The following is a 25,516-nucleotide window of genomic DNA, read 5'->3' as shown; positions in this document are numbered from 1 at the left end:
GCGTTTTTTATCTGCACAAACAAACCCTAAGACCCTGTGTTTACTGTGAAATTGAACAATTCGGTGCGATGCGTTTCACCAGTCCATTGCACTGGCAAAATCTTCGTAGTCACCGCGCAGGCTGATCACTTTCCAGCCGCGGGTAAGTGCTTCCTCACGCAGCCGGCTATCGGGATCCACCGCGACGGGGAACTCTACCTGCTTTAGCAGGGGCAAATCGTTGATGGAATCACTATAAAACCACTTTTGTCCCTTGGCATACTGGGGATAAGCGTCGAGCCACTGCTGCAGACGCAACACCTTGCCCTCCTGGAAACAGGGTTGCCCCGCCACCTGGCCAGTGAACTTACCATCCACTTCTTCGGGCTCGGTGGCCAGCAGGGTATCCACCCCCAGGCGCGCGACAATCGGCTCCACCACAAAGCGGTTGGTGGCAGTGATAATCATGATGTGGTGACCGGCTGCGCGGTGCCGCTGAATCAGGGTTTCCGCGTGCGGTAGCCAGATGTCACCAATGACTTCCTGCATAAACTCGTGCTGCAGGTTCTGCAGTTGTCCGCGCGACAGCTGGGCCAACGGCTCCAGTGCAAAGGAAAGATACGCAAAAATGTCCAGGGCACCCTGCTGGTAGTCCCGGTAAAAGCGGTCGTTCTCGCTGCGGAAGCGCTCCCCGTCCACACATTCACGCTCCACCAGGAACTCGCCCCAGGCGTGGTCGCTGTCGCCACCAATCAATGTGTTGTCGAGGTCAAAAATCGCCAACTGCACAAAATTCTCCTTTATTGACTATAGGGCACTACTGGCGCCCAGGGCGCCCTGACGCAATATTTTCGCGCCAATTCAATCGCGACCAGGGCCAAACAGCGGTACCAACACCTTGTGTGGCCTTCCCTGTGCGGGGGCGGGAGAGTTTACCCTGCCGACTGTCGGGATACATCGACCGCCGTCACTGAATTGCCGTAATTCGACCGCTGTGGAACAATGCAGAACATTATGGTGCGCTGGGTGTGTTACGCCCGGACGGTTGGTCGAGATGAGTTCGGCGGCCGATTTCCGCACCGCAAAGATTGAGGACGGTATTTTGGGCGACGGCAAGCACACACCCGCCGGGCGAAAAAACCGCCGCAAACCCACCAGGTCTTCCGCGCGCAACGACCGCTCTGGCGGCAACAAGACCCAGCGCAAACCGGCGGCAGATACTGGTGCGACTTCGGACAACAGTAGCAATATCGACAGCGAGGGCTTCCGCCCGAATGTTGGCATCATTGTTCTGAATGCGCGTGGCCAGGCTCTCTGGGCACGCAGGGTAGGCGGCAAGGACGCGTGGCAATTTCCGCAGGGCGGCATCAATCCGGGCGAATCCCCGGAGCAGGCACTGTATCGGGAGCTTTACGAGGAGATTGGTCTGACCCGCAGTCAGGTCACCATGCTCGGCTGTACTCGTGGCTGGCTGCGCTACCGCCTGCCGCAGCGCTTGGTGCGGCGCCGCTCGGAACCCCTGTGTATCGGCCAAAAGCAAAAGTGGTTTTTGCTGCAAATCAACGCAGACGAAAGCAACATCAGCTTCAACAACGGTTACAAACCGGAGTTCGATCATTGGCGGTGGGTGAGTTACTGGCACCCATTGACCAAAGTGGTGACCTTCAAACGTGAGGTTTACCGGCGCGCTCTTACGGAGCTGGCGCCCACGCAAATACAATTGGAAAGACGCTGGCTCAAGCGCGACCAGTAACCCTGCCGCTGCGGGGCCCCAAGGACAAGCGGGCACCGCGCCATGAACGCGCAAGCCAGCTATGGAGACAGCCCAGGCTGACTCCACAATACGGCGAGGAAAGCCATTTTGCTCGGATCATTACGCAGTATCGTTCAGCAAGTTAATACCGCCCGAGACTTGCCCTCGGCGCTGGACATTATCGTCCGCCGCGTGCGCGACGTTATGCAAACGCGCGTGTGCTCGGTGTACCTGCGTGATAAACACTCTGGTAACTACGTACTGATGGCCACCCAGGGCCTGAATCAAGACGCGGTGGGCCAGGTGCACATGGCGCCCGGTGAAGGCCTGGTGGGCAACGTGGCCACCCGCGAGGAGCCGATTAACCTGGAACACGCGGAAGCACACCCGGCGTTCCAGTACTTCCCCGCCACCGGCGAGGAGCGATTCTCCGCCTTCCTTGGCACCCCTATTATTCACCACCGCTCTGTTCTCGGTGTGCTCGTGGTGCAGCAGGCCGAGCGCCGCCGCTTTGACGAAGGCGAAGAGGCCTTTCTTGTTACCCTGTCCGCACAGCTCGCCGGCGTTATCGCCCACGCGGAAGCCACTGGCGCCCTCGCCACCATGGGCCAGCAGCGCAATGAAGCGAAATTCAGCGGCCTTGCCGCCTCCCCGGGCATTGCCATTGGCCGCGCGCATATCGTCGCACCACCGGCCAACCTGGCAACCGTGCCCTTCGCCTGTGCCATGGATGTGGATGCGGAACTGGCCCTGTTCCAGCAGGCATTATCTGCCGCCCGCAGCGAAATTCGCGAGGTCGGCGAGCGCCTCAAGGGCGAGCTGAACAAGGAAGAGCGGGCCCTGTTCGATGCCTATATCAGCATGCTCGACGACAGTTCCATCGCGGTGGAGGTGTGCGAGCGCATTCGCCAGAAGCTGACCGCCAGCCGCGCCTGGGCGGAAGTGATGCTGGAGCATGTACGCCGCTTTGAGGCCATGTCCGACTCGTATTTCCGCGACCGAGCCGCCGACGTGCGCGATCTGGGCGCGCGGGTATTGATGCACTTGCGCCAGCAGGAGCAGAGTCAGCGCGACTACCCGAACAACACCATTCTGATCGGCGAGGAATTGACCGCCTCGGTGCTTGCGGACGTACCGCGTGAAAAACTCGCCGGGCTGGTGTCGGTCAAAGGCTCCGGCAACAGCCATGTGGCAATCCTCGCTCGCGCCATGGGAGTCCCCGCGGTGATGGGGGCACAGGATTTGCCGTGGGAGCAGATCGATGGCGTGGATATGATCGTCGACGGCTACCGCGGCAGTCTGCACCTGCAACCGGGCCCCGAATTGCGCCGCCACTACGAGGCTATCGTAGCGGAAGAGCGGGAGCTGGCGCGCAACCTGGACCACCTGGCACAACTGCCGGGAGAAACCGCCGACGGACACCGGATACGCCTGTGGGTAAACACCGGCCTGATGGCCGATGTGGTGCGCTCACTGGAACGCGGCGCCGAGGGTGTCGGCCTGTACCGCACCGAGGTGCCCTTCCTGCTGCGGGACCGCTTCCCATCCGAAGAAGAACAGCGCGAGATATACCGGGAGCAGCTGGAAGCCTTCGCCCCGCGCCCGGTGACCATGCGCACCCTGGATATCGGCGGCGACAAGGCCCTCACCTACTTCCCGATCGAGGAGACCAACCCCTTCCTCGGCTGGCGCGGTATTCGGGTAACGCTGGACCACCCGGAAATTTTCCTCGGGCAGGTGCGCGCCATGATGAAGGCGAGCCTCGGGCTGGATAACCTGCGCATCATGTTGCCCATGGTGACCGGGGTCAGCGAAGTGGAAGCGGCACGCAAGCTGGTGGACCGCGCCTACGATGAGCTGCTGGACGAGGGCTACGCCATCAAGCGGCCCCCACTGGGGATCATGATTGAAGTCCCCTCGGCGGTTTACCAGTGCCGCGAGCTGTCCAAGCGGGTCGACTTTATGTCGGTGGGCAGCAACGACCTGACCCAGTACCTGCTGGCGGTGGATCGCAACAATAGCCGGGTGGCGAGTATCTATCACAGTCTGCACCCCTCGGTACTGCAGGCACTGCTACAGGTGGTTACCGCCTGTCACGAGACGAGTACCAAGGTGGGCATTTGTGGTGAGCTGGCGGGATCGCCGGGCGGTGCGCTGCTGTTGGTGGCCATGGGCTACGATGTGCTGTCGATGAATGCGACCAACTTGCCACGGGTCAAGGCCGCCCTGCGCGAGGTCAACAAATCCGATCTGGACCGCTTGCTGCAGCAGGTACTGAAAATGGAGAGCCCGGAGCAGATCGAAGAAAAGCTTCAAGGCTATTTGCAGGATCTTGGCATTGGTGGATTGATGCAGCCACAGCAGACGGAAACCAGCTCCGACTCCTGACCTGCTCTGCCACCCACCCTACCCTTGCAAAGGCTAGCGAACAGGACAAACAAAAACGCCGGGCAATGCCCGGCGTTTTCGCATCAGCAAACAGGCAATTAGCCCTCTTCGCTTTCTGCCTTATATGCATCCGCATCCAGCAGTTTTTCCAGCTCGCCTTCGTCGCTGGGCTTCACTTTAAAGAACCAGCCATCGTCGTAGGGGCTGGAGTTAACCGTCTCCGGCTCATCTTCCAGTGCTTCGTTGATCGCCACAACTTCACCGGAAATCGGTGCGTAGATATCGCTGGCCGCTTTCACAGACTCAACCACGCCCGCCTCTTCGCCGGCAGACAGGGTCTGGCCAACTTCCGGGGTTTCTACGTAGACCACATCACCCAGCGCATCCTGGGCGTGATCGCTAATACCGACGGTTACGGTGCCGTCTTCTTCCAACCGCGCCCACTCGTGGCTGGAGGCGTACTTCAGTTCGTTGCGAATCTCGCTCATGGGTTCTTCCCTCAAATAAGCTCAAAAAAAGCGATAAACAGTGTATTCATCAAATATTGCATCGGCGCCCGACACGCTTATACCAGCGGTTTGCCGTTGCGCACAAAACTCGGCTTCACTACCCGCACCGGCACCAGCTTGTTACGGATTTCTACCTGCGCGGTATCGCCAACACTCACCGGTACGCGGGCCATGGCGATTGAGAAGCCCAGAGTGGGTGAGAAAGTTCCGCTGGTGATGATACCGCGGCGATCCGAATCGTCCACCACAACCTTCTGTCCGGCACGCAAAACACCACGGCCATCGAGCACCAGGCCAACCAGTTTATGTTCCACGCCCGCGGCTTTTTCCTGCGCCAGGGCTTCACGGCCGATAAACTGGCGGTCTTCCGGCTCCCACACAATGGTCCAGGCCATGTTGGCCTGCAGCGGCGAGGTGTTGTCATCCATCTCGTTACCGTACAGGTTCATACCCGCCTCGAGACGCAGGGTATCCCGGGCACCGAGACCGCAGGGGGCAACCCCCGCATCTGCCAGCGCCTGCCAGAAACCGGGCGCATCTTCGTTATTGAGCATGATCTCGAGGCCGTCCTCACCGGTGTAGCCGGTGCGGGCGATAAACCAGTCGCCACGGGCGAAACTGTTGAATACCTTCAGGCCGGAGATGGCTGCGGTCCAGTCAATCCCCATCACCTCTTTGACCTTCTCGATTGCCTGCGGGCCCTGGATGGCCACCATCGCCAGGTGCGGGCGCTCGGTCAGGGTGACATCAAATGCCTTGGCCTGCTCATTCATCCACGCCAGGTCTTTTTCCCGAGTGGCGCAATTAACCACCACGCGATAACCGGGGTCACGCAGGTATACGATCAGATCGTCCACTACCCCACCCTTCGGGTTAAGCATGCCGGTATAGAGAGCCTTGCCGGGGTTGCCGTCCAGCTTGGCCACATCATTGGCGAGCAAGCTACGCAGGTAGTCGCGGGCACCGGCACCATCCACATCTACGACGGTCATATGGGAGACATCAAACATGCCCGCGTCTTGACGCACCTTGTGGTGCTCTTCCAGCTGCGAGCCATAGTGCAGCGGCATGTCCCAGCCACCAAAGTCCACCATTTTGCCGCCCATGGCGACGTGGGCATCGTAGAGCGCGGTTTTATTTCCCATTCTGTGCAGAATCCCCAATCGAGTGTTTGCCTTGCAAATGATTGCCAGCTGGCACCGGGCAAACCCGGTAGCGGTGCCGTTTTCCGGAAGGACTGACGCGGGCAATCGATAAAGCGGCGTATTCTACCGGCGGCAGAGCGGCAGATACCAGATGCCAATACTCTGCAAAGACTAGCAGCCGCAGTGAAAAATATTATTTGCCAACGCCGTTGGAGGGTATTGCCAGGAGGTTGCGTGCGTTTAAGCCAGCGTCCATCTGTGAAAAGTCCGGCAGCCAGGATGCGAGCGACACCACAATAGGCGGCACGCTATATAAATATGCGAAAAAAGAACTTTTGGTACTAAGTCGTTTGCAGTAGTTTTACCCGTCATCTGATTAGAACAACACGTCTCCGCTATGGATTGGTCCGGCTGGTTTTCCCTTTTTCTTGTGTTTGCCGTATTGGCCACCCTCATCTTCACCCGCGTGCACGCGTATCTGGTGATGATGGCAGCGCTCACCCTGTTGAGTGCCAGCGGCATTCTCACCCCCATCGAGGCCCTGTCCGGGTTCAGCAATAGCGGCCTGATCACCGTAGCTGCCATGTTCGTCGTCGCCACCGGCATCCACGCCTCCGGCGGTATCGATATGCTGGTGAAACACGTGCTTGGACGCCCCAAAGGCACGCGCTCTGCCATGCTGCGCGTATTCGCACCGGTGGTGGCGCTTTCCGGCTATTTGAACAATACCCCGGTGGTCGCCACCATGATCCCGGCCCTGAACGCCTGGGCCAAACGTATTGATATCGCGCCTTCCAAACTGATGATCCCGCTCAGTTACGGCGCCATCCTCGGCGGCACCCTCACCCTGATCGGCACCAGCACCAATCTGGTGGTTAACGGCCAATACCAGGCAATCACCGGCAACGAAGGCTTCTCGCTATTTTCCATCGCCGCGGTGGGTCTGCCGGCTGCGCTGGTTGGCGTGGCATTTATGCTGATCTTTTTTCCCCGCTGGCTGCCGGACCGCCGCGAAAAAACCCCGTTCGGCAACTTGCGCGAATTCACCCTGGAAGTTGCGATCGATAGCAATGGACCGCTGGTAGGCCAGACAGTGGAAGATGCGGGTCTGCGCGGATTGCGCCGGGTATACCTGGTAGAAATTGAGCGGGACAACCATGTGATTACCCCGGTGCGCTCGGAAGAAAAGCTCCGCGGCGGTGATCGCCTGGTATTTGCCGGTGATACCGAGGCCATTTCCGACCTGCTGCGTATGCGCGGTATCGTGCCTTCCGATCACGATCACGAAGAGGCCGCACTGGACACCGGTTTCGAAGAGCGCCGGCTGGTGGAAGTGGTAGTATCGCCGCACTGTGATGTGGTTGGTACCAGTATCCGCGATGCCCAGTTCCGCAAGCGTTACGGCGCCGCCGTGCTCGCGGTAGCGCGACAGGGGGAGCGCGTGTCCGGCAACCTGGGTAGCACTAAGTTGATGGCCGGTGACACCCTACTATTGGAGGCCCGCCCGGGCTTTGTGTTGCGCCAGCGCTACAGCAAAGACTTCCTGCTGATCAACGATCTGGAAGCGGAAAGCCCCCGGCATGAAAAAGGGCTCACCGCCTGGCTGATACTGATCGCCATCGTGCTGGCGGCCGGCTCGGGCCTGATCAGCATGCTGAACGCCTCTTTGATCGGCGCCGGTGCCATGCTCATCACCCGCTGCTGCTCGGTAAACCAGGCGCAAAAAAGTCTCGATTTACCGGTACTGATCACCATTGCCGCTTCCTTCGCCCTGGGCGTCGCACTGCAGAAAACCGGCGTTGCCGCGGTATTAGCGGAAGGGGTGATTTCGCTCTCTTATGGTCACCCCTGGCTGATGCTGATCCTGGTGTACCTGTGCGTATCCCTGCTTACGGAAATGGTGACCAATAATGCGGCGGCGATCATCATGGTACCGATCGTGCTGCAGATTACCGCCAGCGCCGGCCTGAATCCGGAACCATTTATGTTTGCGGTGATGATGGCGGCCTCTGCGAGTTTCGCCACGCCACTGGGCTACCAGACCAACCTGATGGTGTACGGCCCCGGGGGTTACCGCTTCTCCGACTACCTGAAAGTGGGCATCCCCATGAACTTGCTGGTGGGTACCGTAACTATCCTCATTCTGCTGACCAACTGGAATCTGGTACTAGGTTAAGACGGCTATTTGCCGTCTTCCTTCCCCGCAGCCTCATCCTCGCCCGCGGTTCCCTCTTTTTTCTCCAGCAGCTCATCCACGTCGGACTTCACCTGCTCGCGGAGCTTGTCTTGTGGATCGGGGCCTTCCTGTTGCCGGCTCGCGTCCTCATCCACACGCAGGCCGTGTCGCTTGGCACGGATGCGCCACAAGCGTTTTGCCACCTCCTGACGGTCCGGGGTTTTGTCTGCCTCATCAACAATCTCTTCACCCAGCAAGGTCTCGAGAATATCTTCCAGAGCGACCAGCCCCTCGAGACTGCCGTATTCATCCACCACCGCGCTAATCTGCACCCGGCGCGACAGCATCTTGTGGAAAACCTGATAGATGGCCGCAGTCTCCGGCACCATCAACAAATCCCGGCGCAGGCTGCGCAACGGGGTATCGCCTTCGTCTCGCGCATAGGCCAGCAGCAGGTCCTGCTTGAGCACAAAGCCCACCACAAAATCCGCATCATCCTGTTCATACACGGGAATACGGGAGAAGCGGCTCTTCTCTACCTGCTCGTAAGCTTCCGCCACCGTCATATCCTGGGAAAGGGAAAACACCACGGTACGTGGCGTCATAACCTCACGCACGGTGTGATCACGCAGGGTAAAAAACAGGTTGTGCAAGATGCTGGACTCTTGTCGCTCCAACTGCCCTTCCGCCTCACCAATTTCCGCCATTACCGCAAACTCTTCGCGGCTGAAACCGGTCAACGTAGTGCCATGTGCCAACCCTTTGGTAAGCCATTCGGAGAGCCACACAAACGGCTTCAGCAGAATCACCAGATAACGCAGTACATACGCCGTAGTCGGAGCAAGCTTACGCCAGTACACCGCACCAAGGGTTTTCGGGATAATTTCAGAAAACACCAGAATCAGCAGGGTAAGGATCGCCGAGGCGATAGCCAGATACTGGTTGCCGAATACTGCCGCCGCCTGGGCACCGGCGCCCGCCGCACCCACCGTGTGCGCAACGGTATTCAAAGTAAGAATCGCCGCGAGGGGCGCGTTGATATCGTCTTTCAGCTGCCCCAGTAATTTGCCGGAGCGGTGCCCCTCTCGCTCCAACAGGCGGATATAAGGGCGGGTCACACTGAGAATTACCGACTCTGCAATGGAGCACAGAAAAGAGAATCCCAGCGCGACGAGAACATAAACTATCAGTAATAACATAAGCGATCAGAAAGACTTTCGACTTGTATTTATTTGGGGGCTTTGTGATTGCGCGGGCTTTGCAAAATACCGCTGCGCGCCACCGCCCAGACAAAACAGTATCCCAAGCAAAAGGCCCGCGGCAAATCCCCCTGCGTGCGCCGCATTGGCAATGCCACCGGGGATAAAATAATCCACCAGCCCTGTCATACACACCAGCAACCACACCACCGCCAACCAGATTAAAGCCGCAGGCACATCGCGCCACTGGGGCTGCCAGCGCTGGATCACCAGCGTCGCACCGATCAGGGCGTAAACCACTCCGGACATGCCGCCGAACAAAACATTAGGCGACCAGGCATACTGGGCAATATTTGCCGCGGGAGCACTGATCAACACGAGTAATGCAAACCACAGTGATCCCGCACGCGCCTCCAGCGAACGCCCGACGATCCAGACACCCAGACTATTAAATAATGCATGAAGCAGGGAAAAATGAATCATCGCCGGCGTCCACAATCGCCAGAATTCGCCCTGGGACAACTGCTGGCTCAATATCGAACCCGGCAAATTAAAGTCGCCCTGCTGCTCCGGGTATATCGCCAGAGGGGCCTCCAAGCCTTTGTACCGCATAAACCAACCGATAAAACACAGGGCGATCAGCAACAGAGATACCGGCGTCTGCTGCAGCGGCCACTGCGGAATCGCCGATACAGGTTCAGCTCTTTCCGATTTTTTCGCACTTGCCTCGGTGGCAGATTGTGCGACCGCAGCCTCACCATCTACATCACTATTCACACCGCCTGTTTCACTCTGCACTTCAGAAGGATCGTGAACCTGCACCTCAATCCGAGCCAGGTCCACACTACCCTCCTGCCAGCGCGCGAATAATTCACGCAGTGGCTCCACCAACTGCGGCACCAGACTGGCGACCACCTGCGCATTATTTTCTTCACTGATACGCACAGGTAAGTCGTGGCGACGAATAAATTCCGCGAGCGGAGAAAGGTCTCTGCCCAAAGGGAACTCACAAATGGTAATCCACTGATTCAAACGGCAATCCTTATTCAATCAACGTGCATTAAGGTCCAATAAAAAACGCGGCAAATTTGCCGCGTTTTGTTACTGTGCTCCGTGCTGTTGTGCACATCCTAAACCGACATTGCGCGCATAATAATACGCTTTTTCAGCATCGGGCTGGCATCGACCATACTGAGTCCGGTATTGCGCAACCAGCGCCAGTGCAGATCGCCCGCACCAAACAGCGATTTAAATGCACTCATGGCCTTGAGAGTCGATGCATTTTCACCGCGACGACGACGCTGATAGCGCGACAACACTGATGTATGTGCGGGGGAGATGCCCCGCTTCAGCGCGCGCTCGACTTCTTCCGCCAGCACCTGCGCATCCATCAGCCCGAGATTAGCCCCCTGCCCGGCCAGCGGGTGAATACTGTGTGCGGCGTCGCCTATCAGCGCGGCGCCTGGACCGAAGTAGGACTCGGCGTGGCGCGCACGCAGTGCAAAAGAAAAGCGCTCACTCACCGACTCAATAGCACCGAGACGACTTTCAATGGCCTTCTCAAGATTTAACGCAAACGCTTTGTCATCCAGCATCACCAGCTCGCGCGCGAGATCATCGTCCGCAGACCAGACCACCGCACAGTGCTTATCGTCGCCCAGGCCCGCAAGCGGCAACATTGCCACCGGACCGGTATCCAGAAAACGTTGCCAGGCAGTGTGTTGGTGAGACTGTTCACAGCGCGCCACACAGACCAATGCGGTCTGACGATAATCTACATCCCGCGTGCGGATACGCAACAGGTCACGCACGCGCGAACGGGCACCGTCGGCGCCAACCAACAAGCGCGTGGTGTACACCGGGGCCTGCTCATCCAGACCATCGATCATTTCGCGATTGGGACTGCGCGCCTGTAAGTGCCACAAACCGCAATCCCGCCACCAGCTTTCCAATTTAAAGCCGGTTTCCATACTCACGTTAGGCAACTCTTCAATGCGCGCGCGCAACGCTGCCAGGATCACATTGTTTTCCACAATGTGCCCGAGGTTGGGCAGTTTCACATCCCGGCAATCGAAATAGACCGAGCCGGTACCCTCTGCATCCCACACCCGCATCTGGGTGTAAGGGCATTCGCGCTCACCTTCGATGCGCTGCCAGGCACCGGTCTCTTCCAGGAGCTTGCGGGAAGCCTCGGTCAATGCCACTACCCGTGCATCGTAGGCATCCGGGCGTACCGGCGGCTCCACGGTTGACGCCTCCAACAGCGAAATGCGCAATTGCGGGCAGCGCACAGCCAGCAGAGCCGCCTGCGCCATCCCCACCATACCGCCACCAACGATGGTCACATCCATTCGCTGTCTGTTCATAGGCAGTGTGTCTCCGGACAAGAATTTTTGAGAGGAGTGGGCGACCCGATACGTTGCGGGACCGCCGCAGAAATCCGAACTGTTATAGTGTGCTTATCGTGCAATCCCAGCCGCTTGCCGGGCAAAAGCAGCCCGAGCGGTCGGAGCCAGGGCCAGTCCCAGCAAGCCCAGCTGGCGCAAACCACTGACCAACAGGTTACGGGATGCAAATAATGACGGGACCTTGTCGCTGAAACCGATGGTAAGCATCTGATCCTGTTGGCGCTCACGCCAAAAATGCTGCATTAATTCTAGCTCGCCAGGGCCACTTTGCGCGAAGTTCGCGCCTTTTGCCGCCATTTCCCGCCCAATAATTCGCGCCAGGCTGTCACAGTCGCGCAGGGTGAGATTGAAGCCCTGCCCCGCAACCGGGTGCAGAAAATGCGCGCTATTGCCCACCAGCGCCACCCCGCGGCGCACCTGTTCACGCGCCAGCGATAGGGTCAGCGGATAACTGTGCACCTTGCCCGCACGCACGATACGCCCCGCGCGCCAGCCAAAACTATCTTGCAGACGCTGCAAAAACTCGGCTTCAGGCAGGCCCGCAAGCTCCTGCTCACTGCCATTTTCACAAGTCCACACCAACGCTGCGCGATGCATACCATCGCGCTTGGGCAGCGGCAGCAAGGCCATGGGACCGCGGTCGGTGAAGCGCTCATAGGCCACCCCGTTATGATCACGCTGCAGCCCCACAGTAGTAACCAGCGCATGCTGCTGGTAATCGACCTTCTCGGTGGCAATACCCAACTGGCGGCACAACGCTGAATCCGCGCCGTCGGCCACCACCAGCAGGCGGGTATCCAGGTAGACCAGCTGCGTTTCACATTGCACCTCAAGGTGGGCCCCCTGCGGATGCATCTCCACCTTTGCAACCTCGGCCGGCGCCCACACATCTACCGCGGATTCTGCCAGGGCGCGATACAGCATCGGCCCCAGGGCCGCGTTTTCTATTACCGCGCCGAGCATGCCAGCAAAGCTTGCATCCGCCTCCCGCTGCGCCTGCAAACTGGCGCCCAGGCTGTGCCCACGATCTGACACCTGAACCCGGTGGATCGGCGCGGCGAACTTCTGCAGTTCAGACCAAAGTCCCAGCTCGTCAAAAATTCGCAAGCTACCCGCGGCAATGGCGGTAGCGCGGGTATCGAAGCTGGGTAATTTGAGCTCGCCCGCTTCGATAGCGATCGACTGGCGCTCGAGCAAAGTAACTTTGAGTCCCGGGCAATGCTGTGCCAACAGCAATGCCAGGCTGGCCCCGGCCATGCCGCCACCGACAATGGCAACGTCGGTCATTTGCTTGTTGGCCATTTGTTTTTCGGTCATAGCAGGGCCTCCTGAATCAAATCACCGGCGCCCATAAGGTGTTCGATATCGGCAATGGCTTTTGGCGCACCGGCAGACAGAATTTTGCAGCCCTCTTTCGTCAGCGCTACGTCGTCTTCAATGCGAATACCAATGCCGCGGAATTTTTCCGCCACCGACGTTTCGTCCGCACCGATGTAAATACCGGGCTCCACCGTCATCGCCATCCCGACTTCCAGCTGTCGCCACTGTCCGTGCACCTTGTAGTCACCCACATCGTGCACGTCCATGCCCAGCCAATGGCCGACCCTATGCATGTAAAATTTTCGGTAAGCTCCGGACTCAATCAGTCCGTCAATATCGCCCCGCAACAGCCCCAGGTCTTTTAATCCCTGCACAATAACTTCGACACTGGCGAGGTGCGGTTGATCCCAATCATGTCCCGGGCGAATTTTTTCAATCGCCGCCTCCTGGCTCGCGAGCACAATTTCATACACCGCTTTTTGCGGACCGCTGAAACGGCCACTGACCGGAATGGTGCGGGTAATATCGGCGGCATAGCCGCGATACTCACAGCCGGCATCAATCAATACCAGATCGCCTTTTTTCAACTGCGCGTTATTGGCGATGTAATGCATCACCAGGGCATTGCGACCGCCGCCCACAATACTCGGATAGGCCGGTTCCCGGGCGCCTTCGGTGGCAAAGGTATGCAGTAATTCCGCCTCCAGCTGGTACTCGTAAATCCCGGGGCGGCAGGCCTGCATCGCTCGACGGTGCCCTGCAGCGCTGATCTCGGCCGCGCGCGTCATCAGGCGAATCTCCGCAGCGCTTTTGAACAGGCGCAAATCGTGCAGTAGTGGGTCGAGGCTGACCATCTGTGGCGCGCCACTACTGCCAGGCGCTTCGTCGATCGCCTGCAGATAAGTCTGCAAGCGCCGGTCCAGCTGCGGATAACGCCCCATGGTGTAACAGATAAACTCGCGCCCCTCGAGTAGGCCGGGAAGAATATCGTCGAGATCGCCGATCGGGAATGCATCGCACAGGCCGCAGTGCTCCGCCGCCTGCTCCGGCCCAAGACGCGGGCCATCCCACATTTCCTTGTCCGCATCGCGCTCGCGACAGAACAGCACAGACTCACCCTGCGCACGCCCCGGCACCAAAACCAGCAGTGATTCCGGCTCGCTAAAACCACTCAGATAGAGAAAATCACTGTCCTGACGAAACGGGAAGTAGGTATCGCGGGAGCGCAGCTGTTCCCGTGCAGCAGGCACAATGGCGACACTGTTTTCCGGCAGCGCATCCACCAAACGCTGGCGGCGACGGGCGTATTCGGCTTTCGAGATATTCATTGAAGATGCGAACGGTCAGATATCAATGCAGGGTTGGGCCGGCAGGCTTTTTCGCCGCCGCTGCGGAATCAGCCCCCGCTGCATTATTACATTCCACAAAAATATTCAGCGCAGCCATACGCACATATTCCTGCACTTCAAACAGCTGACGCTCCTGCTCCATATCATTTTCCATCCCTTCGGCATCCAGCTGGGCAATTTCTGCCATATCTTTCAATGCTTCACTGCTGGTAGGTAAGAGCTTTTCGCTGTACTTGCCCACCCCAAAGCCATGCAGAAAACCTTCACACCAAAGACACAGGGTCTGGCCACGCTCCGCCAGTTCGTCGCTGTCACTGAGCAGTGGCTCAAACGTAAAATCCTTTTCGGAAAAATCGTCGAGACTTTTCTTCGCCAATGCCTGTACGTCACTGTTCAGCTCTGCAGGTACCGCTTCCAGATCAAGAAAAACACCGGCTTCTTTCTGCCAACGCGCCGCATCAGGGCGCGCCCCGGCGGCGAGCAACCCGCAGATAAACCCGTGTAACTCACTCGGGCCTACCTTGCCTCCCGCCGCGACAATCTGATTGGCCAGGTCATCAAACGACAACTTTTTTGCGGACATACATTCTCCAAAAACAAAGACATTACGCGTGGGCCTGCGGCCACCACAAAGCGGATGTGCCACCTTCCTCCCCCGCCGCGCTTGCTTAGCCAATGCCGGCCACGGAGAGTAAAAAATTTGCGCTAGCGCCGGGAATTGACCGACCGCACGTGAAATAATCTTCGACAGAAATTCAAATGTGCGAATAAATCGCCAATCTGGCGAAATAATAGCTAATTCACTACCCCGGCGGACAATCGTGCGGGCACACGGCTATTGCAGGTAATTGACCCTAAAATATACCGGCAATATAGTAGCGGAATACCCCGGCTTGCGCAGGTCATTGGAGCAGGCGGCGCACACGATACGCAGGAATTATGGACAAAGTACAGGCGTTAGAACTCAAGCTGGATACGCTGATTCAACAGTATCAGCAGCTGGCGGCCGATAATCAGGTCCTGCGCGAGCAGGAAGGCCTGTGGCAACAAGAGCGCCAACGGTTAATTAAGAACAACGAAATTGCCCGCAGCCGTGTTGAAACCATTATCAACCGCCTGAAGGGTATTAACCCTGATGGCTGAGACCAGAATACTGGCAGCAAGAGTCAAATCGCCCGAGCCCTGATGATCCATGAGCAGTAATACCAACCAATCCGCCACAGTCGCAGTAACCATACTCGACAAAGAGTACCGGGTTGCCTGCTCCGAAGAAGAGCAGGCTGGCTTGCAGGCGTCTGCGAAACTGCTCAATGAGCGCATGGCAAAAATTCGCAACAGCGGCTCTGTGATCGGCGCCGAGCGCATTGCGGTGATGGCCGCACTCAACATTGCGCACGAATTGCTTCAGGCCAAAGCCGGTCTCGCCCGTCAGCCAGTGGAAGAGCAGATGCTCGACCGGTTGCACGAAAAAGTTCAGGCCGCACTGAACAAGTTCGACAATAATTAACGTTTTATTTATTCCCCCGCCCTTTCTTCCCGCACAAACTTGACTAGCGCAAAAAAGACCGTTTTGGCGCGAAAGTGCGTTTAGCCAAGACCACCCACAAGAGGTATACTGCTTACACGCCCTGAAGTGTTGGCCAGTTGACTATGTCCTGAGCCGATAATTCTACCCTGGAGGTTTCCAGCGGGTGTTGGTGTGCAAGTCCGCCACGTAGCGGAAAGCCTTATACATCCCGGGGACCGCCACCTTGAGCCTTACGGTTCAAGGCTATGTCTTCAGCCGCATTTCGGGGCTCTTAATTCCCATCTCGCGCTTTCGCTGCGAAAGGTAGTGGAAGACGCATACCAGCCAGTCCATGCCAAATTCTCCCGCGCCTCCAAACAAGCACCAACTGCGCAAACGGATACGAGCTGCGCGCCGCGCACTCAACCCCAACCAGCAGCGACTCGCCAGCCGGCACTTGTGCCTGCGACTGGCACGCAGCCCGGAGCTAAAGCGCGCACGGCATATCGGCATCTACTGGCCGATGGACGGCGAGATAGACCCGCGCGCGCTGCAAGTACGCTTCCCGGATAAACAGTTTTACCTGCCCGCCCTGCCGCGCCCCGGGCGCAATACCATGACGTTTCTGCGCTGGCACGGAGCCTCGTTACGCTACCGCAACCGCTACGGTATTCCGGAACCGGCCTTCAGTCGCAGCGAAGTGCGCAAGCCGCAGAAGCTGGATATCGTGTTGGTGCCACTGGTGGCTTTTGATCCCAGCGGTGCGCGCCTCGGTATGGGCGCGGGCTATTACGACCGAACTTTTGCGTTCAAGCATGTACGACCGGGCAGTGGCCCACAGCTGGTGGGCGTGGCGCACCAGCTGCAATGCGTAGAAAAGCTGACAATGGAAAGCTGGGATATTCCGCTCGCCCTGGTGGCGACCGATGCTCGGCTGTATCGCTGCGGCTAGCGCGCCCAGATGCTGAGGACATAAAAAAAGCCGGGCCCCGAAACGGGGCCCGGCTTTTTTGGGCATCTAGCCTGCGGACGCAAGGGTCAGCGAGTGACCACACCTTGCTGAAGGGCTGCCGGGGCTTGTGCTTCCTCTTCATCGGAAGAGAACACCTCGGTCAGACCGCTGCTGCTCAGCAGTACGCCCGCAACAAAGACAACTACCGCGAGTGTCATTGCGTCGGGTTTCATGGGGACCATCCTGTAAGATCTAAATTTTTTGTTGTTTTCGCTATCTTTTTACATCTGGCGATCTCCGCCGCCAGTGGTTATCCGGCCCGCTAAGGTGAGAAAAACCCAGCCAGCGGTGCCAAATACCGATCAAAAGATACTCGATCAGTGGCCAAATAGTAACCCGTCAACAACTTTTTTTTGAGATTCCCCTCACAGTTTGCAAATTGCAAGTTCGACAGATCCGAATCTGTGCACTACTCGCCGCAAGATTTGCCTACAAAGCCCGTTATTGCTCAATCCCGCTGTGCCAGGAAGAAGCGGTAGGCCGGGTTCTCAGTTTCGTCCCAGAAGGGATAGTGCAGCTGATCCAACAGGGCATTCAGTTCCGGACGCTCGGCCTCGGCAACCTCCAGCCCCACCAGCACGCGACCATAGGCCGCGCCGTGGTTGCGGTAGTGGAACAGGGTGATGTTCCAGCGGCCCGCCAGCTGCTCGAGGAAGTTGCGCAGGGCACCGGGGCGCTCGGGGAACTCGAAGCGATATACCACCTCGTTGCTGACACCGGGCGCTCGCCCACCCACCAGATGGCGAATATGCAGCTTGGCCATCTCGTTGTCGGTAAGGTCGGTGACCTGATAGCCAGATTTCTCCAGATTAGCCACCAGCTGCGCGCGATCCGCGTCGGTGGATACCTGGATGCCCACAAAGATATGCGCCTCGCCGGAGTTGGCGTAGCGATAGTTAAATTCAGTGATCGAACGGTCGCCCAGATCGCGACAGAACTGCAGGTAACTGCCGGCCTTTTCCGGGATAGTCACCGCCAGTACCGCTTCGCGCTTCTCTCCGATTTCGGTGCGCTCGCTGATATAGCGCAGTCGGTCGAAATTGGTATTGGCGCCACTGCACACGGTGGCAAGTGCCTGGTTTTGCTCGCCACTCTGCTCCGCGTACTTCTTCAGCCCCGCAAGGCCGACGGCACCGGCGGGCTCGGCAATCGAGCGGGTGTCTTCGAAGATATCCTTGATCGCCGCACAGATCTCGTCGGTAGATACAGTGATGACGCCATCGATGGTCTCGCGCAGCACCCGGTAGGTTTCCTCACCGATCTGGGCAACCGCCACACCATCGGCGAACAAACCCACCTGCGGCAGGCGTCCCTCGCGATGGCCCTCGTCCATGGCCAGCTTCAAGCAGGCCGCATCTTCCGGCTCCACCGCATAGACCTTGATCTCCGGGCGCACATACTTGATGTAGGCCGCCATGCCCGCCGCAAGGCCACCCCCACCCACCGGGATAAACACCGCATCCAGATTACCCGGGCGCTGGCGCAACAACTCCATCGCCACGGTGCCCTGGCCGGCAATGACGTCAGGGTCGTCGTAAGGGTGGATAAACACCAGTCCGCGCTCGTCTACCAGCGCCCTGGCGTGGGCGGCCGCCTCGTCAAAGGTATCCCCGTGCAGCACGACTTCCGCGCCGCGCATACGCACCGCGTTGACCTTAATCGCCGGCGTGGTGGACGGCATCACAATGGTGGCGCGCACCCCCAACTGCTGCGCACCCAGCGCCAGCCCCTGTGCGTGGTTGCCGGCCGACGCGCAAATCACGCCCTTGGCGCGTTGCTCCGCAGGCAGCTGCAGCAGTTTGTTATAGGCGCCGCGGATCTTGAACGAGAACACCGGTTGCAGGTCTTCGCGCTTCAGCAGAACACGGTTGCCAAGGCGATGAGAGAGCTGACGCATCGGCTCCAGTGGAGTTTCGATGGCGACATCGTAAATACGCGCGTCTAAAATGCGCTTGATATAGGACTTGGGCATGACAGAAATCGGCAGCCAGTAGGTGTTTGCAAGCCCGCCAGTCTAATCTCTATACAGCAGCAAAGCCACCAAAAAGCCATTTTTGCGCACGGAAATTTTCATTTTCAGGCGCATGGATGGCAATAATTGCACAAGGACGCATAATTCCTCATGAATCAGGATCAACTGAAACAGGCCGTCGCGCGCGCCGCCGTGGAATACATCACCCCCATGCTCGACTCCGACACCATCGTCGGCGTGGGTACCGGCTCCACTGCCAACTACTTCATCGACTATCTGGCGGAGAAAAAGGGCCTGTTCGACGGCACCGTGGCCAGCTCCGAGGCCTCCGCCGAGCGACTGCAGTCCCACGGTATTCCGGTGTACGACCTGAACGCGGTGGACGGCATCCGGGTCTACGTGGACGGCGCCGATGAAACCAACCCGCTGCTGCAACTGATCAAGGGTGGTGGCGCGGCCCTGACCCGCGAAAAAATTGTCGCCGCCTGCTCCGAGGAATTCGTATGTATAGCCGACGAGAGCAAATGGGTGGAGGTGCTGGGCAACTTCCCGCTGCCGGTGGAAGTGATCCCCATGGCGCGCTCTTATGTCGCGCGGGAAATCGTCAAGCTGGGCGGTGATCCCGTTTACCGCGAGGGTGTGACCACCGACAACGGCAATGTCATCCTCGACGTACACAATATGCAGATTGCCAAACCCCTGGCACTGGAAGACGCCCTCAACAACATCACCGGCGTTGTAACCAACGGCTTGTTCGCTGCGCGCCCGGCCGATATCCTGCTTTTAGGGACTGCCGACGGCGTGAAGACGGTGAAGTCCAAAGTCTAAATTCGTATTAACGAGCCCGCGATCGACAGCAATGACCCACAAGAATAAGAAACGTGCATTGGCACTGCTCGTGCTGCCAGCCCTGCTGGCAACCGGCTGTGCCACCACCCCGCCCAGTAACACCGACAATCTGTGTGAGATTTTCCGTGAGAAAGACGGCTGGTATCAGGATGCCGCGAAATCCGCGCGCAAGTGGAACACGCCCATCGCCACCATGATGGCAACACTGCACCAGGAATCGCGCTTTGTGCACGATGCCAAACCGCCGCGCAGCAAAATCCTGTGGATCATTCCCGGCCCGCGCCCCTCGGATGCCTATGGATATTCACAGGCGTTGGGAACTACCTGGCGCGGCTACCAGCGCGCCACCGGTAGCTATGGCGCAGACCGCGACGACTTTGGCGATGCCATCGATTTTGTCGGCTGGTACCACAATACCAGCCAGCGCCAGTGCAACATCCGCTCCAACGATACCTACCACCTGTACCTCGCCTACCACGAGGGTCAGGGCGGGTTTAACCGCCGCACCTACCGCAACAAGCAATGGCTAAAAAATGTGGCGCAAAAGGTATCTGCGCGCTCACAAACCTATCAGCGACAACTCAATAGCTGCGAAGCCTCGTTGAAGAAGCGGAAAAAATTCCTCGGCCTGTTCTGAGCCAATCATTCGACGCGTCGACAAATTCGGTAGGCCGCACACTAAGTGGCGCCGGATTTGCTGAGAGCGCCCGAATAGCAACTACCCTTTGCAGACAGTGCTTTGCCCCTTTGGTTGCCCCTGTGTCTGCGCTTTTGCTACCGTCTGATCAAGGCTCTGTCGCCCTCACCCGACGCTGGGCGTGCGAACCCGCACAGATGCGTTGCGTTCGATAACCCATTGCATTCGAAAACCCATAGCATTCGAAAACCAGAGGTGCTTATGAAGCCGTCCGCCATTTATTCCCTTGCCCTCGCCCTGGCACTCGCCGTTTCCAGCGCCTTTGCGGAAACCGCGGTGTCCGACGCACAGCTGCAGAAATTTGCCGATGCCTACCGCTCAATCGTGACCCTGAGCCAGGAATACGCGCCGAAAATCAAAGCCGCAGCCGATGCCGCTGCCGCGGAAGCCATCAATGTGGAAGCGCAGGGAAAAATGCTCGCCGCAGTGAAAAGCGCGGGCCTAAGCAAGGAAGAGTATCAGGGCATTGCCACCCAGCTGCGCGAGAATCCGGAACTGCTGAAGAAGGTCAACGCCATCTTGCAAAAGGCCGCCGCGCCACAGCAGTAATCGGTACGGCCTGTTCTTAACGCTTATGCTTACTGGGGCGCCGGAATCAGTTCCGGCGCCACTTGTAGCTCCTCGATAATCGCCGCCAGATTTTCCTGCACCCACTTTCGATCAATGGATCCCCAATCTTTCATCTCGTAATAACCGTCGTTATTGCGCACCCCCTGCTGGACAAACTCCACCAGGGTACCGTGGCCCGGCAGGCCCTTAGCAATCACATCCTGAATGGTGCGACGCGGCCAGCCGGTGGCCTCTTCCAGTGCGGGGTTATTCGGGCGCGGCAGTCGCTCAATCAGGTAGGCAATCAACAGGCGGCGACAGATAGTTGGGTTGAGACCCGAATTCAGGGCTTGGGACATGCTACTTCCTTGTTTGCGAGTTAAGCTGCGCCCTTTGTAGCACATAGAGAGCCGCAAACAACCCCCGGCAGATCACAAGTTGCCGGCGTCCGCCGAATCAGCCGCGGAATGAATCGCCGCAAAGCGCGACTTTTCACGCACCTTTTTGCATAATCCGGTCACAAATATTCAATAAGCGCACAGCGGGAAAGTGACCGTGGAGACAGAAGAGAAGCCTCAAGAATCCTTGCAGTATCGGGAATCCGGCATTCTGGCCGCTGCGGTATTTGCCCACCTGGCCGCTGCCCGCGCGCAAGGCATCGACTGCGAGCGCCTGCTGGTGGACTCCGGCGTTGACCTCGCGAAAGTCCAGGCACCGGACGCGCGTATTGGCCGCGAGCAGCTTTCTCTGTTACTGCGCCGCCTGTGGGACGAGCTTGGCGATGAGTCCAGCGGCTATCTGTCCCGCCCCTGGCTGCCCGGCACCTTCGCCATGATGGGCCACGCCACCATCACCTGCCCCAGCCTGCGCCGCGCCCTGCTGCGTTCCGCGCGTTTTGTTGCCATGGTCAGCGACGACCTGCACATCAAGCTGGTGGAAGACGGCGAGGAAGCGCGCCTTATTTTCCATCACGAAAACCGCAAACAGCTGCCCAACCAGAACTTTGTCGAATCCCTTGCGGTAATCTGGCTGCGCTTTTTCAGCTGGCTAATCGACCGCACGATTTTGCTGGAGCGAGTGCACCTGGCCTTCCCGCCGCCGGATTACGACGAAGAGTACGCAGACATGTTCCCCTGCCGGCACTACTTTGATCAGCAGGAAACCTGCCTGGTATTTAATACCCGCTACCTGAGCATGCCGCTGGTGCGCGATGCCCAACAGCTGAGTGAATTCCTCGCCCGTGCGCCGGAATGCCTGCTGACCCAGTACAAGTCCGACAACAGTTTTACCGGCCGTATTCGCCGTATGCTGCAAAGCGACAACAGTATTGAAAACCTGTCCCTCGACGACGTGGCCGAGCGACTGTTCACTTCGCCGCAGACCCTGCGCCGGCGCCTGAAGGACGAGGGCAACAGTTGGCAAGACATCAAGGATTCCGTGCGCCGCGATATGGCCATGTACCAGCTGAAGGGCCAGGAAACCGCGGTTGCCGAAATTGCCGAGCGTCTGGGCTTTTCCGAGCCCAGCGCATTCAACCGCGCGTTCAAGAAATGGACCGGATTGGCACCGGGTGCCTATCGGGAAAAATTCCGCGGCTAAGTGCAGCGCGACAGAACAAGCAGTAGACCCCATAAAAAAACCGCGGCGAACCGCGGTTTTTTTTATTTCCGTCAATGCATCTGCTTACTCGGTGTATTTGTCCACCTTGACCGCAATGCGACGGTTTTTCTGCTTACCTTCTTCGGTATTGTTGTCGGCAACCGGCTTGGCCGCACCAACACCCACCGCGGTCACGCGAACCGCCTGCACACCGGCATCAGCGAGCATTTTCTTCACCGCTTCCGCGCGGGTTTTCGACAACTCTTCGTTCGCCGCGGCATCACCATCACTGTCAGTATGCCCTTCAATGATCACCGAGAGTCCCGGGTTTTCCTGCATAATTTTGATCAGTGCCTGTACGTCCGGCAGCGATGCCGCAGTGGGCATAGTGCCATCCGTCGGGAACACGATTTTCAGCAGGAATTCCTTGTTTGGATCCCGTGCTGCTTCGGCCAGGTAGGCACGGAAGCTACTGGCAAAGTCTTCGGTACCCACGATCGTACCGACCGGGGTTTCGGTTCCCGTGTCTGGCGTGGTCGTCGTGGTATCTGCCGGTGGCGGAGTAGCATCGTCAACCACCACTTCTTCCTGCTGCTCTATCACCACACCACCGGTGCCATCATCCATTTTCTCTTTCTTGGCACACATATTCAGTGCCCACAGGACCGCGAGCGCAATCAGCAACGGCCACAGCCACTTGCCGAAACCGCTTTTGCGCTCCACTGGTGGTGTAGCGGCGGCCTGGCGTGGGGCCGCCTCTGCCGCCGGGCCGGTAAAGTCGTCCAGACTCTTCACCCCCAGCTCGTTCATCAAGCCGGCGGGCACGTAATCTTTGATACTGTCTTTTTGCCCCATCAGTAGTGACGCCAGGCCCTGCATGTTCAGGCCCTTGCTCTTCACCAGCTTGCCGATAATGGACATCACCACGGGCGCAGCGACTTTGAGCAGGCTACCACTCTTGGTGCTGTCGAGCCCCAGCGCACTGGAAATCACATTGAATACGCCAGACTCCTTGCTCCCAAACAGAGAACCAAGGATATTGCCCCCGACATCCTGCAGGCTGGTCATGCGGCCGGCATCGGCAAAGATATCCCCCGGAGAGGACAGGTCCATTTCGGTACTCTTGGTGGCCATATTCAGCAGGGAGCCCAGACCACTTTCGCTGCCGGCCTTACCCATCATGCCGGCGAGCACCGAGGCCACACCGGTTGAAAAGGCACCTTCCGACTTGTCCGCCGGCAAGCCCAGGGCACTGCCCAGCGCACCCATTCCCGCCGAACCCAGGTGGCGTACCGCCATATCCAATATATTGTCAGCCATTTAGTTACCTCTTCAGACCTTGCTAACAGGCCCACACCGTCAGGCCATTGCTGGTTACCTAGATCGACCGCGCGAACAGCCAGACAGGCGTCATCGGTGTCGGCGGCGTGCATTCAAACGAATCACTCTCATCAGTGTACGGCAGTAGAATCGACGGGTTAGGTCGATTCAGAATAAGGCTCGTAGCGCGCATCAGCTTTCCGAATGTGCTCGAAGAGCGGCAAACTGGATCTGGTCGGTTTATCTCAATCTGCGGCAAGGGTATTCTTGCCCGCTGACATTTGGCGCACGATTCTTATGACACCCTCCGACCTCATAATCCCCGGTTACACCGTGCATGGCCCCATTGGCCAGGGCGGTATGGCATCGGTCTATCTGGCCACCCAGGAGTCTCTCAATCGCAAAGTGGCCATCAAGGTACTGCGCAACGTCGAGCGCGATAGCGCCAGTGCCAAGCTGAATGCGCGCTTTATCAATGAGGCCCACTTTATTGCGAGCCTCAACAACCCGCACATCATCACCATTCACGACATCGCCACCCTGGCGAATGGCGACCACTACATCGCCATGGAATTTGTCAGTGGCGGTGACCTGGATGAGAACCTGGAGCGGTTCCGTGAGCCACAGGCCGCACTGGGCTTGATCCGTGAGATCGCCCAGGGGCTGGCGGTGGTGCACCAGCAAGGCATCATTCACCGGGACGTAAAGCCCGCGAATATTCTGTTTCGTAAAGACAAGACGGTTGTGCTCACCGACTTTGGCATCGCCAAGGAAGTGGATAACAACTCCGACCTGACCCAAGCTGGTTTCAGCCTGGGCAGCCCGTCTTACAGCAGCCCGGAACAGGCTCAGGGGCAACCGCTGGATATCACCAGCGATATCTACAGTCTCGGCGTTATCCTGCTGGAACTGTTACTCGGCTATAACCCGTTTAAGGGCGACAGCCACACGGGCACCGCCATCAACCACATTCAGCAGCCGGTACCAGAGCTCCCCACAGAACTGGCTTACCTTGCGCCTCTGCTGAAACGCATGCTGGCCAAGACACCGGCCAAGCGCTTCCAGAGCTGTGAGGCACTGGTAAAGGCGATTCAATCTGTACACCAGCCGTCCGCGACCACTGTGGCCACATCTGCCCCGGCCCGCCAAAGCGATTTTGCGAAGCCCGCATTTCTACAATCTCGCCCAGCGCTTGCGCTGGCCGGAATTGCCAGTGCCACACTGCTCATAGCGGCACTGACCTATGAAAGTGAGACCGACAAGGAAATAAACCGGCTGCTGGAGCAGGCGGAACTGGGCCTGGAGGAAGAACGCTACATCTTCCCGGAGCAGGACAACGCCCGTTATTACTTTCGTCAGGTGTTGATGCTGGACGACGACAACAGTGCCGCGGAAGACGGCCTGGCCGAAGTAACTGCGCGGCTGGTACAGCGGTATGTAACACAGGGCACCGAAGCGCTGGAGCGGGGCGACCTCAACCGCCCGAAAGGGAACAATGCCCTGTACTTCTACCGCGAGGCGCTGGCACTGGATGCCGAAAACAGCCACGCGCTCGCAGGTATGGGACAGGTTGTGGACGAATACACCCGCCGTGCCCGTACCGATTTGCTGGAAGGCGATATCAAGGGCGCCGACCGCAACGTGAAGCGCGGCCTTAAGGTCCAGCCCGACGACGAAGAACTGCTGGCCCTGCGTAAGGAAGTGGACGAGAAAATGCCCAGAGCAAAGCGACTGATCCGCAATGTATTCGGCAAAATTCGCGAGCAGATCGACAATAGTTAAGCG

The 25,516-nt window shown here is 58.4% G+C and carries 24 protein-coding genes and 1 other RNA gene; 12 read left to right on the top strand and 13 right to left on the bottom strand.

The features are described from left to right. Positions 1-75: 75 nt before the first annotated feature. The gene (locus KUV22_RS06965) at positions 76-768 is read right to left on the bottom strand and encodes a histidinol-phosphatase (protein ID WP_222229661.1); all 693 of its coding nucleotides are present in this window, start codon (positions 766-768) and stop codon (positions 76-78) included. A 460-nt stretch (positions 769-1,228) separates the two neighbouring features. On the opposite strand from KUV22_RS06965, the gene KUV22_RS06960 reads away from it, so the two are divergent. Both KUV22_RS06960 and ptsP read left to right on the top strand, forming a co-directional pair. Continuing rightward, entirely contained in the window at positions 1,229-1,732 is a 504-nt protein-coding gene (locus tag KUV22_RS06960; protein ID WP_198040148.1) for an RNA pyrophosphohydrolase, read from the top strand. A 108-nt stretch (positions 1,733-1,840) separates the two neighbouring features. Then, the gene (gene ptsP, locus KUV22_RS06955; protein WP_222229659.1) at positions 1,841-4,120 is read left to right on the top strand and encodes a phosphoenolpyruvate--protein phosphotransferase; all 2,280 of its coding nucleotides are present in this window, start codon (positions 1,841-1,843) and stop codon (positions 4,118-4,120) included. Positions 4,121-4,218: 98 nt separating this feature from the next. Here ptsP and gcvH read toward each other — a convergent pair whose 3' ends face one another. After that, positions 4,219-4,608 (bottom strand): glycine cleavage system protein GcvH, encoded by a 390-nt coding sequence (gene gcvH / locus KUV22_RS06950; RefSeq protein WP_222229657.1) that lies wholly within the window; start codon positions 4,606-4,608, stop codon positions 4,219-4,221. A 77-nt stretch (positions 4,609-4,685) separates the two neighbouring features. Then, positions 4,686-5,774 carry a glycine cleavage system aminomethyltransferase GcvT gene (gene gcvT, locus KUV22_RS06945; protein ID WP_222229655.1) on the bottom strand — a complete coding sequence of 363 codons (1,089 nt, stop codon included), beginning with the start codon at positions 5,772-5,774 and terminating at the stop codon, positions 4,686-4,688. Positions 5,775-6,171: 397 nt separating this feature from the next. Between gcvT and KUV22_RS06940 the strand changes: the two genes are divergently transcribed. Further along, positions 6,172-7,950 (top strand): SLC13 family permease, encoded by a 1,779-nt coding sequence (locus tag KUV22_RS06940; protein WP_222229653.1) that lies wholly within the window; start codon positions 6,172-6,174, stop codon positions 7,948-7,950. Between the two features lie 5 nt (positions 7,951-7,955). On the opposite strand, the gene KUV22_RS06935 is transcribed toward KUV22_RS06940, so the two are convergent. From KUV22_RS06935 to KUV22_RS06910, 6 genes are all read right to left on the bottom strand, one after another. After that, the gene (locus tag KUV22_RS06935; RefSeq protein WP_261319249.1) at positions 7,956-9,149 is read right to left on the bottom strand and encodes a hemolysin family protein; all 1,194 of its coding nucleotides are present in this window, start codon (positions 9,147-9,149) and stop codon (positions 7,956-7,958) included. Between the two features lie 6 nt (positions 9,150-9,155). Continuing rightward, complete coding sequence (locus KUV22_RS06930) at positions 9,156-10,181, bottom strand: rhomboid family intramembrane serine protease (RefSeq protein ID WP_222229651.1); 1,026 nt, start codon at positions 10,179-10,181, stop codon at positions 9,156-9,158. 98 nt (positions 10,182-10,279) lie between these two features. Then, positions 10,280-11,515 carry a UbiH/UbiF/VisC/COQ6 family ubiquinone biosynthesis hydroxylase gene (locus KUV22_RS06925; protein WP_261319248.1) on the bottom strand — a complete coding sequence of 412 codons (1,236 nt, stop codon included), beginning with the start codon at positions 11,513-11,515 and terminating at the stop codon, positions 10,280-10,282. A 93-nt stretch (positions 11,516-11,608) separates the two neighbouring features. After that, the gene (ubiH, locus tag KUV22_RS06920; RefSeq protein WP_222229649.1) at positions 11,609-12,874 is read right to left on the bottom strand and encodes a 2-octaprenyl-6-methoxyphenyl hydroxylase; all 1,266 of its coding nucleotides are present in this window, start codon (positions 12,872-12,874) and stop codon (positions 11,609-11,611) included. Beyond that, a complete protein-coding gene (gene pepP, locus KUV22_RS06915) occupies positions 12,871-14,205 on the bottom strand; it encodes a Xaa-Pro aminopeptidase (RefSeq protein ID WP_222229647.1) in 1,335 nt (444 codons plus the stop codon). The genes ubiH and pepP overlap by 4 nt, the downstream gene beginning before the upstream one ends. Before the next feature lie 22 nt (positions 14,206-14,227). Then, on the bottom strand, positions 14,228-14,809 hold the full coding sequence (locus KUV22_RS06910; RefSeq protein ID WP_222229645.1) for a UPF0149 family protein: 582 nt from the start codon (positions 14,807-14,809) through the stop codon (positions 14,228-14,230). 356 nt (positions 14,810-15,165) lie between these two features. On the opposite strand from KUV22_RS06910, the gene KUV22_RS06905 reads away from it, so the two are divergent. From KUV22_RS06905 to KUV22_RS06890, 4 genes are all read left to right on the top strand, one after another. Then, positions 15,166-15,369 carry a TIGR02449 family protein gene (locus KUV22_RS06905; protein ID WP_222229644.1) on the top strand — a complete coding sequence of 68 codons (204 nt, stop codon included), beginning with the start codon at positions 15,166-15,168 and terminating at the stop codon, positions 15,367-15,369. Positions 15,370-15,418: 49 nt separating this feature from the next. Then, positions 15,419-15,733, top strand: coding sequence for a cell division protein ZapA (locus KUV22_RS06900; protein ID WP_222229642.1), 315 nt, complete (start codon positions 15,419-15,421; stop codon positions 15,731-15,733). Between the two features lie 115 nt (positions 15,734-15,848). Continuing rightward, positions 15,849-16,027: non-coding RNA, 6S RNA (ssrS, locus tag KUV22_RS06895), on the top strand. Between the two features lie 58 nt (positions 16,028-16,085). Next, positions 16,086-16,685 (top strand): 5-formyltetrahydrofolate cyclo-ligase, encoded by a 600-nt coding sequence (locus KUV22_RS06890; protein WP_222229640.1) that lies wholly within the window; start codon positions 16,086-16,088, stop codon positions 16,683-16,685. A gap of 86 nt (positions 16,686-16,771) precedes the next feature. On the opposite strand, the gene KUV22_RS06885 is transcribed toward KUV22_RS06890, so the two are convergent. Then, entirely contained in the window at positions 16,772-16,918 is a 147-nt protein-coding gene (locus KUV22_RS06885; RefSeq protein WP_198040190.1) for a hypothetical protein, read from the bottom strand. Positions 16,919-17,193: 275 nt separating this feature from the next. Continuing rightward, on the bottom strand, positions 17,194-18,717 hold the full coding sequence (gene ilvA / locus KUV22_RS06880) for a threonine ammonia-lyase, biosynthetic (RefSeq protein WP_222229638.1): 1,524 nt from the start codon (positions 18,715-18,717) through the stop codon (positions 17,194-17,196). 150 nt (positions 18,718-18,867) lie between these two features. On the opposite strand from ilvA, the gene rpiA reads away from it, so the two are divergent. The 3 genes from rpiA to KUV22_RS06865 all read left to right on the top strand — a co-directional run bounded on the left by rpiA (position 18,868) and on the right by KUV22_RS06865 (position 20,812). Beyond that, complete coding sequence (gene rpiA / locus KUV22_RS06875) at positions 18,868-19,545, top strand: ribose-5-phosphate isomerase RpiA (RefSeq protein WP_222229636.1); 678 nt, start codon at positions 18,868-18,870, stop codon at positions 19,543-19,545. Between the two features lie 31 nt (positions 19,546-19,576). Further along, positions 19,577-20,203: a transglycosylase SLT domain-containing protein gene (locus KUV22_RS06870; protein ID WP_222229634.1), complete on the top strand. Its 627-nt coding sequence runs from the start codon at positions 19,577-19,579 to the stop codon at positions 20,201-20,203. A 261-nt stretch (positions 20,204-20,464) separates the two neighbouring features. Next, positions 20,465-20,812 carry a DUF4168 domain-containing protein gene (locus tag KUV22_RS06865; RefSeq protein WP_222229632.1) on the top strand — a complete coding sequence of 116 codons (348 nt, stop codon included), beginning with the start codon at positions 20,465-20,467 and terminating at the stop codon, positions 20,810-20,812. A 29-nt stretch (positions 20,813-20,841) separates the two neighbouring features. On the opposite strand, the gene KUV22_RS06860 is transcribed toward KUV22_RS06865, so the two are convergent. Then, complete coding sequence (locus tag KUV22_RS06860; protein ID WP_222229630.1) at positions 20,842-21,171, bottom strand: winged helix-turn-helix domain-containing protein; 330 nt, start codon at positions 21,169-21,171, stop codon at positions 20,842-20,844. A gap of 196 nt (positions 21,172-21,367) precedes the next feature. On the opposite strand from KUV22_RS06860, the gene KUV22_RS06855 reads away from it, so the two are divergent. Then, on the top strand, positions 21,368-22,411 hold the full coding sequence (locus tag KUV22_RS06855) for an AraC family transcriptional regulator (protein ID WP_224917397.1): 1,044 nt from the start codon (positions 21,368-21,370) through the stop codon (positions 22,409-22,411). Between the two features lie 84 nt (positions 22,412-22,495). On the opposite strand, the gene KUV22_RS06850 is transcribed toward KUV22_RS06855, so the two are convergent. Next, positions 22,496-23,731 (bottom strand): OmpA family protein, encoded by a 1,236-nt coding sequence (locus KUV22_RS06850; RefSeq protein ID WP_222229627.1) that lies wholly within the window; start codon positions 23,729-23,731, stop codon positions 22,496-22,498. Between the two features lie 297 nt (positions 23,732-24,028). On the opposite strand from KUV22_RS06850, the gene KUV22_RS06845 reads away from it, so the two are divergent. Continuing rightward, positions 24,029-25,513 carry a serine/threonine-protein kinase gene (locus KUV22_RS06845; RefSeq protein WP_222229626.1) on the top strand — a complete coding sequence of 495 codons (1,485 nt, stop codon included), beginning with the start codon at positions 24,029-24,031 and terminating at the stop codon, positions 25,511-25,513. The last annotated feature ends 3 nt before the right edge of the window (positions 25,514-25,516 follow it).

Source organism: Microbulbifer agarilyticus, from assembly GCF_019800665.1.
Classification (GTDB): Bacteria; Pseudomonadota; Gammaproteobacteria; order Pseudomonadales; family Cellvibrionaceae; genus Microbulbifer; species Microbulbifer agarilyticus_C.
The sequence above is the reverse complement of the archived record's forward strand: the minus strand, read 5'-3'. Positions and strand labels throughout refer to the sequence as shown.

Coding starts and splice junctions, on each gene's coding strand:
- KUV22_RS06900 (WP_222229642.1), top strand. CDS start 15,419: ATGAGCAGTAATACCAACCAATCCGCCACAGTCGCAGTAACCATACTC.
- pepP (WP_222229647.1), bottom strand. CDS start 14,205: ATGAATATCTCGAAAGCCGAATACGCCCGTCGCCGCCAGCGTTTGGTG.
- KUV22_RS06865 (WP_222229632.1), top strand. CDS start 20,465: ATGAAGCCGTCCGCCATTTATTCCCTTGCCCTCGCCCTGGCACTCGCC.
- KUV22_RS06890 (WP_222229640.1), top strand. CDS start 16,086: ATGCCAAATTCTCCCGCGCCTCCAAACAAGCACCAACTGCGCAAACGG.
- gcvT (WP_222229655.1), bottom strand. CDS start 5,774: ATGGGAAATAAAACCGCGCTCTACGATGCCCACGTCGCCATGGGCGGC.
- KUV22_RS06935 (WP_261319249.1), bottom strand. CDS start 9,149: ATGTTATTACTGATAGTTTATGTTCTCGTCGCGCTGGGATTCTCTTTT.
- KUV22_RS06860 (WP_222229630.1), bottom strand. CDS start 21,171: ATGTCCCAAGCCCTGAATTCGGGTCTCAACCCAACTATCTGTCGCCGC.
- KUV22_RS06925 (WP_261319248.1), bottom strand. CDS start 11,515: ATGAACAGACAGCGAATGGATGTGACCATCGTTGGTGGCGGTATGGTG.
- rpiA (WP_222229636.1), top strand. CDS start 18,868: ATGAATCAGGATCAACTGAAACAGGCCGTCGCGCGCGCCGCCGTGGAA.
- KUV22_RS06850 (WP_222229627.1), bottom strand. CDS start 23,731: ATGGCTGACAATATATTGGATATGGCGGTACGCCACCTGGGTTCGGCG.
- KUV22_RS06885 (WP_198040190.1), bottom strand. CDS start 16,918: ATGAAACCCGACGCAATGACACTCGCGGTAGTTGTCTTTGTTGCGGGC.
- ubiH (WP_222229649.1), bottom strand. CDS start 12,874: ATGACCGAAAAACAAATGGCCAACAAGCAAATGACCGACGTTGCCATT.
- KUV22_RS06845 (WP_222229626.1), top strand. CDS start 24,029: ATGACACCCTCCGACCTCATAATCCCCGGTTACACCGTGCATGGCCCC.
- KUV22_RS06870 (WP_222229634.1), top strand. CDS start 19,577: ATGACCCACAAGAATAAGAAACGTGCATTGGCACTGCTCGTGCTGCCA.
- KUV22_RS06905 (WP_222229644.1), top strand. CDS start 15,166: ATGGACAAAGTACAGGCGTTAGAACTCAAGCTGGATACGCTGATTCAA.
- KUV22_RS06940 (WP_222229653.1), top strand. CDS start 6,172: ATGGATTGGTCCGGCTGGTTTTCCCTTTTTCTTGTGTTTGCCGTATTG.
- KUV22_RS06910 (WP_222229645.1), bottom strand. CDS start 14,809: ATGTCCGCAAAAAAGTTGTCGTTTGATGACCTGGCCAATCAGATTGTC.
- ilvA (WP_222229638.1), bottom strand. CDS start 18,717: ATGCCCAAGTCCTATATCAAGCGCATTTTAGACGCGCGTATTTACGAT.
- gcvH (WP_222229657.1), bottom strand. CDS start 4,608: ATGAGCGAGATTCGCAACGAACTGAAGTACGCCTCCAGCCACGAGTGG.